The organism is Pseudomonas sp. HTZ2 (genome assembly GCF_033173945.1).
Taxonomy (GTDB): domain Bacteria; phylum Pseudomonadota; class Gammaproteobacteria; order Pseudomonadales; family Pseudomonadaceae; genus Aquipseudomonas; species Aquipseudomonas guariconensis.
This window is the reverse complement of record NZ_CP137332.1, coordinates 3,992,267-4,008,547: the sequence shown is the minus strand read 5'-3', so window position 1 is coordinate 4,008,547 and position 16,281 is coordinate 3,992,267. Positions and strand designations below refer to the sequence as shown.

Here is a 16,281-nt window from a genome sequence, read left to right as displayed (position 1 = left end):
TTCGGGCAGTTCTGCCCCGTTGGGCCGATGGATAAGCTTTTTCGAAGCTTGAGCGATCTCGCCCTGCATGCGCGTCAGAGCGCCCGCCAACAGCGGGCGGGCATGCAGGCACGCTCCTTCCATGCCATCCAGTAGTCTGCGCCGTTCCCGCGACATGCGGGAGGGCGCGCAGGAGCCCAACATGCCTGATTCATCCTCTACGTCCGTGGACTCTCGCCGCGACCCCTTGTTTACCCCGCCGTCGCTACCCAAAGGCGGCGGTACCGTCTCCATCGGTGGCGGCATGCTGTCCGTCGGCAGCGCCGATGGTGCGGCCGGCTGGTCGTTGCCGTTGCCCCTGCCCACCGGGCGCGAGCTGTCGCCGTCGTTGACGCTGAGCTACAGCTCAGGTGGCGGTAACGATGCGTTCGGCGCCGGCTGGCATTGCCCGCTGCCTGCGGTATCGCGCATGAGCCGTTTCGGCATCCCACGGTATAACGACGACGATCGTTTGGCCGGCCCAGACGGCGAGGAAATCCTGCGCGACAAAGCAGGTGTGCGTATCGAGCGCAGCTTGCCGTTCTCCACAGTCATCGCTGAGTACACGGTCACGCCCTGGGTGTCGCGCAGCGGCGGCCGCGGGGAGCGTCTCGAACACTGGCGGCCCAACGCAAGCCCCGATTCACCAGGCTTCTGGCTCAACTACCATGCCGACGGCAGCATCACCTTGTTCGGCTGGTCGGCCAGCGCCCGATTGAGCGATCCGCAGGACCCTTCGCGGGTGGCTGGCTGGTACGCCGAAGAGACGGTCAGCGCCAAGGGCGAGCACTTGGTCTACACCTATCGCCGTGAGGATGACGCTGGCTGCGACGTCCAGGAACTGGCTGCCCACCGGCAGGTGACGAATCTGTATTTGGTCGGCGTGCATGCGCTGAACGCGACCCCGTCGGACGCTTTGCTGGTGCCTGAAGGCGCTTTCGACGCCGAGGACTTCATGAGCGTAATGCTGTTCGATTATGGCGAGCGCAATACGCCCCTGGATGTTTCCCCGCCGTTCGAGACGGACGCGCCTTGGCCGGTTCGCCAGGACCGCTACAGTTTCTGGCGCTGGGGCTTCAACACGCGCGTACGGCGTCTGTGCCGGGACGTCATGCTCTGGCACCGTACCCAGATGATGGCCGCAAAGGCCGATACGACCCCGGTGCTGGTCTCGCGCCTGCACCTTGTCCACGAACATTCAGCCGTGGCGACACTGCTGATGTCGGCCCAGCTGGTGGCCTATGAACCAGACGGTACGCCGGTGACCCTGCCACCGACGGAGTTCGAGCTGAGCCGGCCGGGGCGCAAGGCACCGGCCTGGGACGCGCTGCCTGAACTGGACGGCTTCAGCCCGCCTCGCTGGCAGATGGCCGATCTGCATGGCGACGGCGTGCCAGGGCTGCTTTACCAGCACGAAGGTGCCTGGCACTACCGCGCACCGCAGCGCGATGCCACGCAAGGAGCGGATGCCGTGACGTGGGGCGGGCCACAGGTACTACCCCAGGTTCCAGCCATGGCGGCAGGCGTCTTGACCGACCTGAACGGTGATGGCCGGCCCGAGTGGCTGATCGCCCAGCCGGGCATGCATGGCAGCTTCACCCTTGGCCCGGACGGCCAGTGGAGCCGGTTCATTCCCCTCCAGGCCCTGCCCTCGGAATGGTTGAACCCCAGCGCCCAGCGGGTCGACCTGACGGGCGCAGGACTGCTGGATGTCGCCATGATCGGCCCGCGCAGTGTCCGGTTGTGGGCCAGTGCTGCCGGCGAAGGCTGGCAGCGGGCGAGTGATACGCCATACCTGGGGACGACGCCATTACCCTTGGAGGGCGGTGAGCATCGGCTGGTGGCATTCGCTGATCCGGCCGGCAGCGGCCAGCAGCATCTGATGGAAATTACTGGGCAGGGCGTCACCTATTGGCCGTCGCTCGGCCATGGCCGCTTCGGTGAGCCAATCGACATCGGCGGCTTCGCCGTGGAGAACTTCAGCGCCTCGCGGGTGTTTCTCGGGGATACGGATGGCAGCGGCACCACCGACATCCTGTACCGCGAGGCCGACCGTGTAAGGGTGTTCATCAGCCAGGCCGGCAACTGCTTCGTGGAGGCTGCGCCAGTGCCGGCGCCGAAGGGAGTGGTGCTGGATGACACCTGCCTGCTGCAGGTGACGGACCTGCGCGGACAGGGCACGGCAGAGCTGGTGCTGACCGTGCCGCACATGGCGCCACGGACCTGGGCATACCGTTTCAACGACCGGCGGCCGTGGTTGCTGGCCCAGGTCTGCACCAACACCGGAAGCCGTACCCAGTTCGACTACCGCAGCTCAGCCCAGGGCTGGCTGGATGAAAAAGCCGCCTTGACCGCACAAGGCAAGGCGGCGGTGAGCCTGCTGCCGTTTCCGGTACACATGCTCAGCCGAGTGACCACGGTCGATGACATCAGCGGGCTGCGTACCGTCAGCGGCATGACATACCTGCGCGGCATCTGGGACGGTATCGAACGAGAGTTTCGCGGGTTTACCCGCCTGATCCAGACCGACACGCTGGTCGAGGCCCAGGGCACTGCGCCAGAGCGTTCGCCACCTGCACAGATCCGCACCTGGTTCCTCAGTGGAATCGAAGCTTATGACACGACCTTGGAGGGCATATTTGCGGCGCCGGGCTCGGCGGAGTCTGACTTTGCCGTCAGCCCGCTGCGCATCACCCGGCTGGAAACCGACCAGCAGGAGGTGCCCTACGCGCCGGAGGGCGAGACACGGCGTTGGCTGTTGCGCGCGCTGAAGGGAATGCCGGTGCGTACGGAAACCTACGGTCTGGACGGCAGCGATCGGGCGGGCGTGCCCTACAGCATCACCCGCCAGCGTTTTCAGATACGGGCCTATGAGACCGGCATTCCGACGAAGCCTGCGGCGCTGGTAACCGCGGTGGAGCATTTGACGTTGGCTACGGAGCGTATCGCTGAGGACCCGGTGGTTTCGCAGGTGGTCATCCTGGAGCAAGACCTTTATGGCAGCGTCCTGCAAAGCGTGGACATCCGCTATCCGCGCAGGGATGCCGTCACGCCATCGCCTTACCCGGACACGTTGCCTGAAGGGCTTGAGGCCGCTTCTCGCGACGCGCAACAGAACGTGGTGTGGCTGACGTTATCGCGTCAGCGAGTGCGCAACCTGCATGACGGGCATGTTCATCTGACCGGTCTGAGCGAAGGGGAGCGTACTGACGTGCTGCAACTGGAGTCGGCACAGGTACCCGAGGGGGGCTTCACCGTGGAAAGCCTGCAGGCAGAGCAGGGGCCTCTTGCGCGACTGGACGATGCCGCGTTGAGTCAATACAGGCGTGTGCAGTGGTGCGACACCTCGGGCGAACTGACTGAAGTGCCGGTGCGTCAGGCGCTGGTGGCTCACACCGAGACGGCCATGCTGGAGCAGGCGTCACTGGTCGCTTTCGAAGACCACATCCCCCAAGCGGAGCTGGAGCGTCTGTTGAATCAGGGCGGCTACCGTATCGGTGAGCTACCGGAGGACGGCAAGTGCGTCTATCTGGGACGCCATGGCCTGGCGCGCTACTGCGGCGCCGAAGGTTTCTACCGGCTGGTCGGTGCGCGGGACAGCGAACTGACGGGAGAGGTGGTTGTGCAATGGACGGCTCATGGACTGGCCGTGCAGCAGGTGACCGACGCAGCAGGTTTGTGCACGCGCTTTAGCCATGACTGGCGTTTCATGACGGTAATGTCGTTCATCGATCCGAACGACAATGTGCGGTCGGTGATGTTCGATGCACTGGGACGGGTGGTCCAGAGCCGATTCCACGGCACGGAAAATGGCGAAAAGGCGGGTTACCACCCCACGCGGGCATTCGAAGTGCCGACATCGATGGAGGCCATGCTGTCGCTCGAAGGCGGCGACGTGCCGGTCCACACGGCGCACCTGCTGGTGACCGACAGCTGGATGCTCCCGGCCCGTGACGAGCAAGGCAGGTTTCAACCTGGGCGCGTCGGCGAACTGGCGCTCAGGCGTTTTGCCCAGACGCATGGGCTCGAGATTGACCTGGACCAAGGGCGCGAGCCGCCGCACATCATCAGCCTGTTGACCGATCGCTACGACGGTGACCCGCAGCAGCAGGTGCGCTTGAACGTGACCTACAGCGACGGGGGCGGGCGTGCATTGCAGACCTCGGTCTTGCATGAGCCGGGAGAGGCACTGGTCCGCACCTCCAAGGGCGAGCTGGAGATGGATGAGCATGGCAAGGCTGTCACGGCCCATGCCGCCATACGTTGGGCCGTGAGCGGAAAGACTGAGTACGACAACAAGGGACAACCGGTGCGAACCTGGCTGCCGTTCTACCTCAACGATTGGCGCCCGGTGAGCGATCAGCGCACGGGCGAGGGACTCTATGCCGATACTCATCTGTACGATGCCACTGGGCGTGTGTGCCGCGTGATCACTGCCGCGGGCTACGAGCGACGCACGCAGTACTACCCCTGGTTCACGGTCTCGGAGGACGAAAACGATACGGCATGACCGAACCCGCCGCGCAGGCCCCGGGCGGGGTCTGCGCGGTGGCTTGGTAGGCTCGTTGTCACCCCCAAAAAGCCCGTGCGTTTCCCTAACGCTTGAGTACAATAATCAACTTTTCGGGCCCCTTGCTCAGCCCCTTTGCTGGAATCTAAATGCTGATCGGTAGCTACTCCTCCGCGCTGGTGTTGATCTCGCTGTGCGTTGCCATCCTTGCCTCCTATACCGCCCTGGACCTCACTGGCCGGATCGCCACGGCGCAGGGACGTGCGGCTCACCTGTGGATGGGGGGCGGGGCCTTTGCCCTGGGTATCGGTATCTGGTCGATGCATTTCATCGGCATGCTTGCCTTCAGCCTGCCGATCGAGCTGGGGTATGACTGGACGCTCACCGGGCTATCGCTGCTGATCGCGGTCCTGTCGTCGGGCTTCGCCCTGTGGCTGGTCAGCCAGCCGAGCCTGCCGATGCTGCAGTTGGGGCTGGGGGCACTGATCATGGGCGGTGGCATCGCCAGTATGCATTACACCGGCATGGCTGCACTGCAGATGGTGCCGGGCATCGATTATGACCCGACCCTCTTCGGCGCCTCGTTGGCCATCGCCGTAGGGGCATCGGCGGCGGCCCTGTGGATCGCGTTCCGTCTGCGTCGTCATACCCCCTATGTGCGGCACATCCGCGGGGCGGCGGCGGTGGTGATGGGGATGGCCATCGTCGGCATGCACTACACCGGCATGGCGGCGGCCAATTTCCCAGAAGGCAGCTTCTGCGGTGCCCTGGCCAACGGCCTGCGTGGCGACGGCCTGGATTCGGTCGTGTTGATCACCACCTTGGCGGTGCTCGCCGTGGCGTTGGTCACGTCGGTGCTCGATGCGCGCCTGGAGGCGCGCACCTCGGACCTCGCACGCTCCCTGACCCTGGCCAACCAGGAACTGACCCAGTTGGCCCTGCATGACACCCTTACAGGCCTGCCCAATCGCACCCTACTGGCCGAGCGCATCGACCAGGCCATCAGCAAGGTGGCGGAGCAGGGCGGCTGCTTTGCCCTGATGTTCATTGACCTGGATGGTTTCAAGCCGGTCAACGATGCCTTCGGTCATCATGTGGGCGACCTGCTGCTCAAAGCGGTGGCGGCCCGTTTGCGCGGGCACCTGCACAGCCAGGACACCCTGGCACGCATCGGTGGTGACGAGTTCGTGCTGCTGGTGGAGTTGCAGGAGCCAGCCGATGCCATGGAAGTAGCTGTGAAGCAGGTCAACCTGGTGGCCCGGCCCTACCGGGTGGCCGATCACGACCTGCAGCTCTCGGCGAGCGTGGGGATCGTGCTTTATCCGGGCAATGGGCTGGATCAGCACGAACTGCTGCGTAACGCCGATGCGGCCATGTATCACGCGAAAAGTGCCGGCAAAAACGGCTACAGCTTCTTCGACGTGTCGATGAACAGCAACGCGCGCCAGCAACTGCAACTGCTCCAGGACCTGCGTGCGGCGCTTGAGCATGGCCAGTTCCGCCTGCATTACCAGCCAAAGTTCGATGCGCTCGCCCGTCAGCCGATCGGTGCCGAGGCATTGCTGCGCTGGGAGCATCCGCAGCACGGGCTGCTGTTGCCGGACCGGTTCATCGGCCTTGCCGAGAAGACCGGCCTGATCATTCCAATCGGTGAATGGGTGCTCGGCGAAGCCTGCCGGCAGATGCGCGAGTGGCTCGAGCAGGGGCATGACGACTGGCGTATCGCGGTGAATCTGTCGGCCATCCAGTTCTGTCATGCCGGTCTGGTGGATAGCGTGGCCCGGGCCTTGGCGAGCAACCGGCTGCCGGCCAACCGCCTGACGCTCGAGATCACCGAGACCACGGCCATGCGCGACGCCGACGCGAGCTTGACCGTGCTGCAGAAGCTTTCCGATATGGGGGTGGACCTGTCCATCGATGATTTCGGCACCGGCTATTCAAGCCTGATGTACTTGAAACGGCTGCCGGCCAATGAGCTGAAGATCGACCGAGGTTTTGTTCGCGATCTGGAGCAGGACAGCGACGATGCGGCAATCGTCTCGGCCATCGTCGCCCTGGGCCAGGCCCTTGGGCTGCGCATCGTGGCAGAAGGGGTGGAGACCAGCCGCCAGCAGGAGTTTTTGACCCGCCTGGGGTGTGATTCGCTGCAAGGCTACCTGCTCGGCCAGCCCATGCCCGCCGAGCAGTTCATGAAGGCTCTCAAAACGGTGAGGCAGACCGAGACGCTCTGACTACACCGCATCGCGCAGAGCGCATGAGGGTTCGAATGCGTCCATCTCGGCCTCCACCGCCTCGATGATCCGCTCTACATCCGCGGCCGCCATGATGGCCGCGCAGGGGATGCCGGCAATAGCCAGCAATGTTTCGCCGGTGGCGCGGTCGAACAGCCGGGCGACCATGCTGCGCGGTGCATCCATGCTGGCTTCGAAGCCCAATGGATGGAAATGCCAGCGCATCACCTGGCAGGCGTTGGGGAACGTCATCTTGTTCATGCCAGCCTCCTTGTCCTGATCCTTGACGCGGTGATCGGCCGCTCATTCGGCCGGTAGGAACCTAACCATAGCACCTGTGACGACAGTGTCTCGCGCCTAGCATGACAAATATGCGGTTGCTTGATTTGAATCAGTGCCACGGTCTGGGCAGCAAATCACGGCAAAAGGCCAGGGCAAACGTTTTTCCGGGACAAAAGCGGCTGGTCAGGATGGTTCCGCGCGGCTGTCGGAGCATGGTGCTTTTCTGACCAGTGGTGCGGTGCATCAACCCAACAGGCCGGCGGCAATGTTGATGGTGAAGCCTAGGATTGCCGTGTTGTAGACGAAGCACACCAGCGAATGGGCTAGTACCACTCGACGCATGCCGCGTCCGGCCACACCAATGTCGGAGGTCTGCACGGCGACGCTCAGGGTAAAAGAGAAATAGAGAAAGTCCCAGTAGTCCGGTGCTCGTTCACCGTCGGGAAAGCGCAGCGGCAGCGCGTGGGGATCACTGGTATAGAACAGGCGGGCGTAATGCAGGCTGAAGATGCAACCGATCAGCAGCCAGGAGCCGGCCACCGTCAGACCCGTGTACAAATAATGAAGGGCCTGGTCGTTTCCCTGCAGGCCACGGCTGGCGGCCAGTTGCAACGTAACTGCCGCGAGGCTGGCGATGGCCGCGAAGCAGACGGTGAACAGCACCAGGCCTGCGTTCTCATCTTCCACGCAGGCAACCTTGCGCACGGTGTCGGCATTGGCGCGCCAGGTCAGCCAGAACACCAGCACCAGATACAGCCAGACGCCCAGGTTCCATCCGGCGAGGATGCGCTGCACGGTATCGTCGGTAGGAATCAGCCAGGCGCCGACCAGGCCCGCCAGGATGGCGATGCTCAGGCGAGGGTGGGTGCGGGTGAGGCGGTGGAAAGCCATGCGGTCTCGTCAGTGACAGGAGCATGGCTAACACTCTAGTTCAGCCTGGCCCGCCATCCAGCCCAGACTCCGACACCGCGCGCCGCCCTGGGTTCGAACAGGGAGGGTAATGGGGTACTATCACCCGCCGTGCCAGCGGCAAATGCCTTGTATATCAGGATGATGGCACTACCCGGAGGCGTAATGGCCGCCGTGTTTTATAGTCGATATGGCTTGCCACCCAATCTGAAAGACCCGCTTCAGGATCCATGTTTTGTCCGATTTCTTGCATAACCCACTGTTGCAGTACCTGGCTCGTCTGGCGCCTTCCAGCCAGCTGACCATGCGTTACATCCTCCAGGACGCCGCCGACCGCCTGGGGTTTGTCGACTGCGATATCGTCGACGTGCCCTGGCACGAGCTCGAGCCAGGCCATGTGGTTGCCCTGGTGGCAGCGCTGCGTACCGACGGCTATGCCCCGAACACATCGTCGCTGTATGTCAATGCGGTACGCGGGGTGATGAACGAAGCGTGGCGCCAGGGTCTGATCGACCATGAAAAGCTGTTGCACATTCGCGAGGTCAAGCCGGCAGGCGGCAGCAGGCTGCCGGCGGGGCGCAATTTAAGGCGCAGTCTGATTCGCGAGTTGATGGACGTCTGCGCCGCCGATCCGCGCCCTCAGGGCGTACGCGATGCGGCGATCATCGCGCTGCTGTATGGCACCGGCATGCGCAAATCCGAGTCGGTAGACATCGATCTGGACCAAGTGGACTTCGAGGCCCGTAGCTTGAGGGTCATGGGCAAGGGCAATCGCCAGTTGATCAAGTACGCCCCCGTCTGGGCGTTCGAGAAACTGCAGGCCTGGCTGGATCTTCGACGCCAGCATTTGCCGGAAGGAGAGGCCGATGATGAATTCCTGTTCAACCGCATCCGCCGTGGCAACCACATCACACGGGCGCGCATCACCAAGCACGCCATCTACTACATCGCCCGCCAGCGTGGGGCTCAGGTGGGGGTCAAAATCATGCCCCATGATTTTCGCCGGGCATTCATCACCCGGGTGATCGAAGAGCATGACCTGTCCATCGCCCAGAAGCTCGCGCACCATGCCAACATCCAGACCACCGCCAACTACGACCGGCGCGACGACAACGAGCGGCGACGGGCGGTGGATCGGTTCGACTACTGATCAGGTGCGTGCAGCGCACCCATCCCAATGCTAGTGAATACTCGAGGCCAGCTCGAAGATCGGCATGTACATGAGGATCACGATCAGTCCAATCAGCAGGCCGATGAAGGTCATCAGCAGCGGCTCGAACAAGCGTACGAACCATTCCACCCAACGGCCGATCTCCTGATCGTGAAAGTCAGCGCAGCGCTCGAGCATTTCCCCCAGGTTTCCTGACTGCTCACCGGCCCGCAGCAAGCGCAGAGACACCGGTGTGACCAGCTGGCCCAACTCCAGCGCATCGGACAGCGGCAAACCTTCCCCCACTCGTCGGCTGGCCTGTTCAAGCCCTTGCGCCGAGGTGCTGCCCAGCAGGCCGCGGGCCATGCACATCGCGGTGAGGATGGGGATACCACCTTGCAAGAGGATGCCAAGCGAGCGGTAGAAGCGCGCCAACTCATACATCACCAGACGTTGATGCAGCGCGGGCCAACGGCGTAGCTGGCGACTGGCCCAGCGGCGCAGGGCGGGGTTGCGGCGCATCAAGGCCAAGAGGCAAAGGCCCCCCAGTGCCGCCAATGCCAGGGGTAGCTGCTGCGCGTGGAGGAACAGGCCAATCTTCATCAGAACCTGCGAAAGCCACGGCAGCTCGTTGCCCATGCCTTCGAACACCAGGCTGAAGCGCGGCACAACGTAGCCCAACAAGAACAGCACCACGCCACCCCCCACCAGCAACAGCAGCAGAGGGTAGACCGAGGCACCGACCAGTTTCTGCCGGACCACGTCCAGGCGTTGTCGGTAGCTGATATAGCGGCCCAAGGCATCTCCCAAGGCACCGGTGCGTTCGCTCGATTGCACCAAGGCCACATACAGCGCCGGGAACACCCGTGGCTGTTCGCCCAAGGCCTGGGACAGCGAGCGGCCCTCGTAGAGTTGGCGTACTAGCGCCTCCAGCACCTTGCGTGAGGAGGCGTTGGGCGCTTTTTCGGCCAGGCTCTCGAGAGCATCGATCAGGGGTAGGCCCGCACTGAGCAACGTGCCCAATTCCTGACTGAACAACACCAGGTCGAACACTGGCGCGCGGCGCAAAGCCAGGACGCGCAGGGCGACGCCCTGGCTGCGAATGCTCACGACCCGTAACCCCTGGTTCTCGGCCTGTCGTCGCGCGTGCTCGGTATCCTCGGCCTCGACCTGCAACTGGACGATGCCTTGGCGACCCAGGGCCTTGAGGCTGTAGCGCATGGCCGTTCTCCTCATTGCCAGCTGGTGATTTCGGCATTTTCCCCGTCTCCGCCGGGCTGGCCGTCCTTGCCCATCGAGAGCAGGTCGTACTCGCCACCATTCTCACCGGGTTGGCGGTAGATATAGGCGCGGCCCCAAGGGTCCTGCGGAACGGCCTTTTGCAAATAAGGGCCGGACCATCGCTGCTCACCGCTGGGGGCCGCCACCAACGCCTGAAGGCCCTGCTCGCTGCTGGGGTAATGCCCGACCTCCAGGCGATACAGGTCAAGGGCCTTGCCCAGGCCCTCTATCTGCGCTCGCGCCACTTTTGCTTCCGAACGGCCGAGCTGGCTGAAGTACTTGGGCGCGACGATGCCGGCCAACAGGCCAAGCACCACCAGGACCACCAACAGTTCGAGCAGGGTGAAGCCACGCTGGGTGATGGATCTGCGTTGCATGGTGAAATCCTCCAGTGCGTTCGGGCAGGTTTGCCTTGCCATGCAACAGCCGTGCACGTCTGGCTCGGGGCCTTGCGCCATGGGGCGCAGCAAGCGGCACAGTGCTTGCGTCGTAGCTGAAAACCTCGGGTTTTCCGGGGCATTTCCCCCACATCGGGGGCCACGACGGGGAGGCAGCCGACATGCGTGGAATCATCCTGGGATTGATCTGGCTCGCGGCGGGCGCCGCAGAGGCCGACATGTACATCTCCATCGATGCCAAGGGCGGCTATGTGCTGTCCAACGTGCACCGGTCCGGCCGACATTACGAACGGGTCATCCGTGAGCCGGTGGCCCATGCCGGGCCGGCCGATGCTCAATTGATCACCGGCCGGCCCTACGCCGAGCTAGTGGCCAAGGCCGCCCAAGCCCACGGCGTTCCCCAGGCGCTGCTGCACGCGCTGATCAAGGCCGAGTCCGGTTACAACCCCAAGGCGCGCTCGCCCCGGGGGGCAGCCGGACTGATGCAACTGATGCCTGACACGGCGAAGGAGATGGGGGTCAAGGACGTGCTGGACCCTGCATCCAACCTGCAAGGCGGGGCGCGCTATCTCAAGCGCATGCTGACGCTGTTCGACAACGACATCACCTTGGCGGTGGCGGCCTACAACGCCGGGCCCGATGCGGTGATCAGTCGCGGAGGTGTGGTCCCGCCCTTCGCCGAGACGCGCCGCTACGTACCCAATGTGCTGCGTGACTACCGCAAGTTGCAGGGGCTGGCCGAAGATGCGCCGTTGTAGTCGCCGCCAAAGTGTCGCAGGTCAATGTCGCGCAGGGTGTGCCTACTTCCCCAACTCTGGGCTATAACCTTTTGAAGGTGCCCAGCCGTTGGAGTCGACCATGGACCTCGCCCCGCGTTCCGCCAGACTCGATGTGCCCGTTGGCGGCGACAGCAACGTGGCCCGCAAGCCATTCGACCTGCTGCGTTGGTACGCCTGGGTGAGCCTGGCGATCATCGTCTCGATTGCCGTCGGGCTGGGGCTGATCTCCAGCCGCTTCATCATCAACGAGAGTGTCGAGCGAGACGCCTTGCTCTCGGCGCAGTTCATCCAGGCCATTGCCGACGCCGAAGTGCGTCATGTGTCGATCCCCAATGTGCGCACCATGGGCGAGTTGCTCGATCCGCGCACCGACCAGGCCATGCCCGACGTCGACCCCGACGCCCGGCGCCGGGCTCGGGGCGAGTTCCTCGACCATATCGCCCACCTGCCCGACATGCTGCTGGCCAATATCTATGCGCCGGACCGGACGGTGATCTGGTCAAGCAACCCGGCACTGACCGGGAAGTCGATCGAGTCCGACGAGGATCTGGAGCAGGCCTTCGAATACAAGATGCAGGTGTCGGCCAGTTATCACGACTTCGAGGACGCGCGCAGCGAACAGAAGTTCGTGACCCCGCCCCAGCAATTGTTCATCGAGAATTACATTCCTCTGTTCGACGCCGATGGCGAACGGGTCACCGCCATGGTGGAGATCTACAAGGAGCCCCATGACCTGATCGTACGCATCGAGCATGGCCTGTTGTTGATCTGGCTGGCCATCGCGATCGGCGCGAGCCTGGTGTATTTCGGCCTTTACGGCATCATGCGCCGCGCGGCACGGGTGATGGCAGTGCAACAGAAGCGGCTGATCAGCAACGAGACCTACGTGGCGCTGGGCGAGATGTCTTCGGCGGTCGCCCATAGCTTGCGCAACCCATTGGCTAGCATCCGTTCCAGTGCCGAGCTGGCTCAGGCATTCGACGAAGGGCCGGCGCAGAAAAACATCAGCGACATCATCAGCCAGGTGGACCGCATGTCTCAATGGGTACGCCAGCTCTTGCAGTCGCTGCGCCCGCTCAATGACGACGCGGTGCCGGTTGACCTCTCCCAGGTGCTGCAAGAGAGCCTGCAGGCGTTTGCCGTGCCGCTGGCGCGCAGCGGCGTGAACCTGGACGTAAAGCCGCTGCCCTCGGTGCAGGTGGTGGGCCATCCGGTGTTGCTGGGGCAGATCTTCAACAGCTTGATCGCCAATGCGCTGGAATCCATGGAGAAGGGTGGCCAGTTGCGAGTGGAAGTGGTGCGCCGGGATCGACGCAGCCTGACCTTGCGCCTGTCGGACACCGGGCGGGGTATGAGCGACCAGCAGCAACGCATGGCTTTTCGGCCGTTCTTCACCACCAAACAGGGCGGTTTGGGGGTTGGCCTGGTGCTGGTCAAGCGGATCATGGAACGCTTCGCAGGCTCGGTTCGGTTGAGCAGCCGCGAAGGGCAAGGTACCAGCGTTTCGCTGAATTTTCGCTTGGTCAAATCATGATGTTCTACGTTGCAATTGCCTCGTATCTACCTGATTTAATAAGAAAATTGACTTAGTTGGGTGATGTTACCCAATAGTGGGGGATTCATCTCGAATCGATCTCTAATTTGCGTCGTAACTACCTGATAACATTGGTTATTTTCTATTGGTACGTAGGTGGCTGAGAACTTGCAGCAAGATGATAGCGACCAATGGCAGCGGCAAGAGTTCAGGCAAAGTGCTATCACGTTGCTACAGGCAGTAGCACTGTCCTGATACTCCATCCCCCGAAGCCTTCGAACGGGAACGATGCGATGCAGATGCTGGAACACGATCTTCCGGACAAGACTGCCAGCCCCTCCACTGGGCTCGCTGCGCCCTTGCGCGAGTTCAACCTGCTGCGCTGGTTCTCGGTCATCAGCTTGCTGATCATCGCAACGGTGGCCGGCGCCTTGGGTTACTTCTCGACTCGCTTCGTGGTGCGCGACAGCGTCGAACGCGATGCCATGCTCACCGCCCAGTTCATCCAGGCCATGGCTCAGGCCGAGGTTCGCCATTCGCAACTGCCCCCGGGCACCACCATGGGCGAGTTGCTCGACCCGCGCCTGGACAATCAGCATTTGCAGATCCCCCCGGCTCTGGTGCAATCGACCCGCGGCGAATTCCTCGATCACGTGGCGCACCTTCCGGACATCTTGCTGGCCAATGTCTACGCCCATGACCGCACGATTGTCTGGTCGACCAACCCGCAATTGCTGGGCAAGCGCATTGCCGAAGACGACGACTTGGACGAGGCCTTCCACTCGCGCAAGCCGGTCTCAGCGAGCTATCACAAGGCGGAAGATGACCGGGAAGAGCAGAAATTCCAGCGCGAACCACGCTATTTGTTCATCGAGAACTACATTCCGCTGTTCGACAGCCAAGGCGAGCAAGTGCTGTCGATGGTCGAAATCTACAAGGAGCCCCAAGATCTGGTGCGACGCATTCAGCGCGGCTATGTGCTGATCTGGTGCTCGACTCTGGTGGGCGGAGCGCTGATTTATTTCGGCCTGTTCTGGATCGTGCGCCGGGCTGCGGGGATGCTGCATCATCAGCAAGATCGCCTGGTGGCCAGCGAGACCTACGTGGCCTTGGGCGAGATGTCTTCGGCCGTGGCCCATAGCCTGCGCAACCCATTGGCCAACATTCGTTCCAGCGCAGAGTTAGCCCAGGAAATCGCAAGCGATCCGGCGCGCAAGAACATTGCCGACATCATCAGCCAGGTTGACCGGATGTCACGCTGGGTGCGTGATTTGCTGGTGTCGCTGCGACCGACCAGTGACGAGGCCGAAGCGGTGGATCTGGTGGCGGCTATCGAGGATACCCGGCTGGCATTCTTGCAGCAGATCGAGCGCAACGGCGTGCAGTTCAGCTTCGAGGGGCCGGCCCAACAGTGGGTAGCCAGCCAACCGCTGCAACTGACCCAAATCCTCAACAGCCTGTTCGCCAATGCTTTGGAAGCCATGCCCAAGGGCGGCCTGTTGTGCGCCGAAGTCAGTTGCCTGGAAGGGCAGCAGGTGCGCCTGGTGCTCAGCGATACCGGCAAAGGCATGAGTCAGCAACAGGAACGGATGGTGTTCAAGCCGTTCTTCACCACCAAGCAGGGCGGCCTCGGCGTGGGCCTGGCCCTGGTCAAGCGCATCATGGAACGCTTTGGTGGCTCGGTCAGCCTGACCAGCCGCGAAGAGGAAGGAACCCGCGTGAGTCTTGTATTCAATATTGCAGCGGGAGGGGACCATGGGGCCCAGCATTCTGGTGGTCGAGGATGACGAGATCCTCGCGGACAACATACGTACCTACCTCGGTTTGAAGGGGTTCGAAGTCACGGTCTGCCATAGCGCGGAGCTGGCTCTGGAGCAGGTCAAACAAGGCTTGCCCGATGCCGTACTGACTGACAACTCCCTGCCGGGCATGAACGGCCACGAGCTGTTGCGCGCACTGATCACCCAGGCGCCGGAGCTCAAGGTGATCATGATGACCGGATACGGCAATGTCGAAGACGCCGTGCTGGCCATGAAAGAAGGCGCGTTCCATTACCTGACCAAGCCGGTGGTGCTGGCCGAACTCAAGCTGATGCTCGATAAAGCCCTGGCGGCCGAGCGCATGGAACGCACCTTGTCGTTCTACCAAGAGCGTGAGGCGCAGAAGTCTGGGTTGCAGGCGTTGATCGGCGAATCCTCGGCGATGCTGAACCTCAAGCACACCCTACGCCAGTTGCTCGATGCAGAGCAGCGCATGGCCAGCGACGACCTGCCGCCGGTGCTGATCGAAGGGGAAACAGGCACCGGCAAGGAGCTGGTGGCGCGCGCCCTGCATTTTGACGGCCCGCGCAGCAAGGGGCCTTTCATTGAATTCAACTGCGCCTCGATCCCGGCCAATTTGCTGGAGGCCGAACTGTTCGGTCACGAGAAGGGCGCGTTCACCGATGCCAAGGAGCGTCGTGTGGGCCTGGTCGAGGCCGCCGATGGCGGGACGCTCTTCCTCGATGAGATCGGCGAGATGGACCTGGTGCTGCAGGCCAAGCTGCTCAAGCTGCTGGAGGATCGCAGCATCCGCCGGATCGGGGCGGTCAAGGAGCGCAAGGTGGACCTGCGGGTCATCAGCGCCACCAACTGCAACCTGGAACAGATGGTGCAGCAGGGCAAGTTTCGACGCGACCTGTTCTTCCGCCTGCGCATCATCGCGCTGAAGGTGCCGCGGCTATACGCACGCGGTCAGGACATTCTGCTGCTGGCCAGGCACTTCCTGGCTCACCATGGGCGCCGATATGGCAAACCCCATCTGCGCTTTTCTGCTGAAGCCGAGGCGCTGATGCTGGGTTACAGCTGGCCAGGCAATGTACGAGAACTGCGTAACATGCTCGAGCAGACGGTCCTGCTGGCGCCCAATGATGTCGTGGCCGCGCACCAGCTGAACCTGTGCATGACCCTGGTGGACGAACCCATGAGCTTACCCACGTCGGTGGCTTTCGAGCCCCCACGGCATGAGCCGGAGCCTGGGACCAGCCTGCCGGACATGGAACGCGACCTGGTGTGCCGGACCCTCGACCGCACGGATTGGAACGTCACCAAGTCGGCACGTCTGCTGGGGCTATCGCGGGATATGTTGCGCTACCGCATCGAGAAACTGGGGCTGACCCGGCCTGACAAGCGACAGTGGTGAGCCTGGGGC

Annotated in this window: 11 protein-coding genes; 7 read left to right on the top strand and 4 right to left on the bottom strand. The window is 63.1% G+C overall.

The features are described 5' to 3' along the window. The first annotated feature begins 181 nt into the window (after nt 1–181). Nucleotides 182–4,528, top strand: a complete 4,347-nt coding sequence (locus tag R6G97_RS18545) for a SpvB/TcaC N-terminal domain-containing protein (protein ID WP_317847336.1) — start codon at nt 182–184, stop codon at nt 4,526–4,528. Between the two features lie 149 nt (nt 4,529–4,677). Next, nucleotides 4,678–6,759 (top strand): putative bifunctional diguanylate cyclase/phosphodiesterase, encoded by a 2,082-nt coding sequence (locus tag R6G97_RS18540; RefSeq protein WP_043212351.1) that lies wholly within the window; start codon nt 4,678–4,680, stop codon nt 6,757–6,759. Here R6G97_RS18540 and R6G97_RS18535 read toward each other — a convergent pair whose 3' ends face one another. Next, nucleotides 6,760–7,020, bottom strand: coding sequence for a DUF1652 domain-containing protein (locus R6G97_RS18535; protein WP_043212353.1), 261 nt, complete (start codon nt 7,018–7,020; stop codon nt 6,760–6,762). Nucleotides 7,021–7,284: 264 nt separating this feature from the next. Next, on the bottom strand, nt 7,285–7,932 hold the full coding sequence (locus R6G97_RS18530; RefSeq protein WP_090346535.1) for a DUF1345 domain-containing protein: 648 nt from the start codon (nt 7,930–7,932) through the stop codon (nt 7,285–7,287). Nucleotides 7,933–8,185: 253 nt separating this feature from the next. Here R6G97_RS18530 and R6G97_RS18525 point away from each other — a divergent pair, with 253 nt between their 5' ends. Further along, on the top strand, nt 8,186–9,100 hold the full coding sequence (locus R6G97_RS18525) for a site-specific integrase (protein ID WP_043212356.1): 915 nt from the start codon (nt 8,186–8,188) through the stop codon (nt 9,098–9,100). 30 nt (nt 9,101–9,130) lie between these two features. On the opposite strand, the gene R6G97_RS18520 is transcribed toward R6G97_RS18525, so the two are convergent. Next, a complete protein-coding gene (locus R6G97_RS18520) occupies nt 9,131–10,321 on the bottom strand; it encodes a type II secretion system F family protein (protein ID WP_289717369.1) in 1,191 nt (396 codons plus the stop codon). 11 nt (nt 10,322–10,332) lie between these two features. Next, entirely contained in the window at nt 10,333–10,758 is a 426-nt protein-coding gene (gspG, locus tag R6G97_RS18515; protein WP_043212360.1) for a type II secretion system major pseudopilin GspG, read from the bottom strand. A 182-nt stretch (nt 10,759–10,940) separates the two neighbouring features. On the opposite strand from gspG, the gene R6G97_RS18510 reads away from it, so the two are divergent. The 4 genes from R6G97_RS18510 to R6G97_RS18495 all read left to right on the top strand — a co-directional run bounded on the left by R6G97_RS18510 (nt 10,941) and on the right by R6G97_RS18495 (nt 16,272). After that, nucleotides 10,941–11,537 (top strand): lytic transglycosylase domain-containing protein, encoded by a 597-nt coding sequence (locus R6G97_RS18510; RefSeq protein ID WP_043212362.1) that lies wholly within the window; start codon nt 10,941–10,943, stop codon nt 11,535–11,537. A 100-nt stretch (nt 11,538–11,637) separates the two neighbouring features. Next, nucleotides 11,638–13,092, top strand: a complete 1,455-nt coding sequence (locus tag R6G97_RS18505) for a sensor histidine kinase (protein ID WP_043212364.1) — start codon at nt 11,638–11,640, stop codon at nt 13,090–13,092. Between the two features lie 293 nt (nt 13,093–13,385). Beyond that, entirely contained in the window at nt 13,386–14,879 is a 1,494-nt protein-coding gene (locus tag R6G97_RS18500) for a sensor histidine kinase (RefSeq protein ID WP_090346548.1), read from the top strand. Then, nucleotides 14,848–16,272 (top strand): sigma-54-dependent transcriptional regulator, encoded by a 1,425-nt coding sequence (locus tag R6G97_RS18495; protein WP_317847335.1) that lies wholly within the window; start codon nt 14,848–14,850, stop codon nt 16,270–16,272. Before R6G97_RS18500 ends, R6G97_RS18495 begins: the two co-directional genes overlap by 32 nt. Nucleotides 16,273–16,281: the final 9 nt, after the last annotated feature.

Bases quoted from the DNA above. Each gene is read 5' to 3' on its own strand.
- R6G97_RS18545 (WP_317847336.1), top strand. From the start codon at position 182: ATGCCTGATTCATCCTCTACGTCCGTGGACTCTCGCCGCGACCCCTTG.
- R6G97_RS18510 (WP_043212362.1), top strand. From the start codon at position 10,941: ATGCGTGGAATCATCCTGGGATTGATCTGGCTCGCGGCGGGCGCCGCA.
- R6G97_RS18505 (WP_043212364.1), top strand. From the start codon at position 11,638: ATGGACCTCGCCCCGCGTTCCGCCAGACTCGATGTGCCCGTTGGCGGC.
- R6G97_RS18495 (WP_317847335.1), top strand. From the start codon at position 14,848: ATGGGGCCCAGCATTCTGGTGGTCGAGGATGACGAGATCCTCGCGGAC.
- R6G97_RS18520 (WP_289717369.1), bottom strand. From the start codon at position 10,321: ATGCGCTACAGCCTCAAGGCCCTGGGTCGCCAAGGCATCGTCCAGTTG.
- R6G97_RS18540 (WP_043212351.1), top strand. From the start codon at position 4,678: ATGCTGATCGGTAGCTACTCCTCCGCGCTGGTGTTGATCTCGCTGTGC.
- R6G97_RS18530 (WP_090346535.1), bottom strand. From the start codon at position 7,932: ATGGCTTTCCACCGCCTCACCCGCACCCACCCTCGCCTGAGCATCGCC.
- R6G97_RS18535 (WP_043212353.1), bottom strand. From the start codon at position 7,020: ATGAACAAGATGACGTTCCCCAACGCCTGCCAGGTGATGCGCTGGCAT.
- R6G97_RS18500 (WP_090346548.1), top strand. From the start codon at position 13,386: ATGCAGATGCTGGAACACGATCTTCCGGACAAGACTGCCAGCCCCTCC.
- gspG (WP_043212360.1), bottom strand. From the start codon at position 10,758: ATGCAACGCAGATCCATCACCCAGCGTGGCTTCACCCTGCTCGAACTG.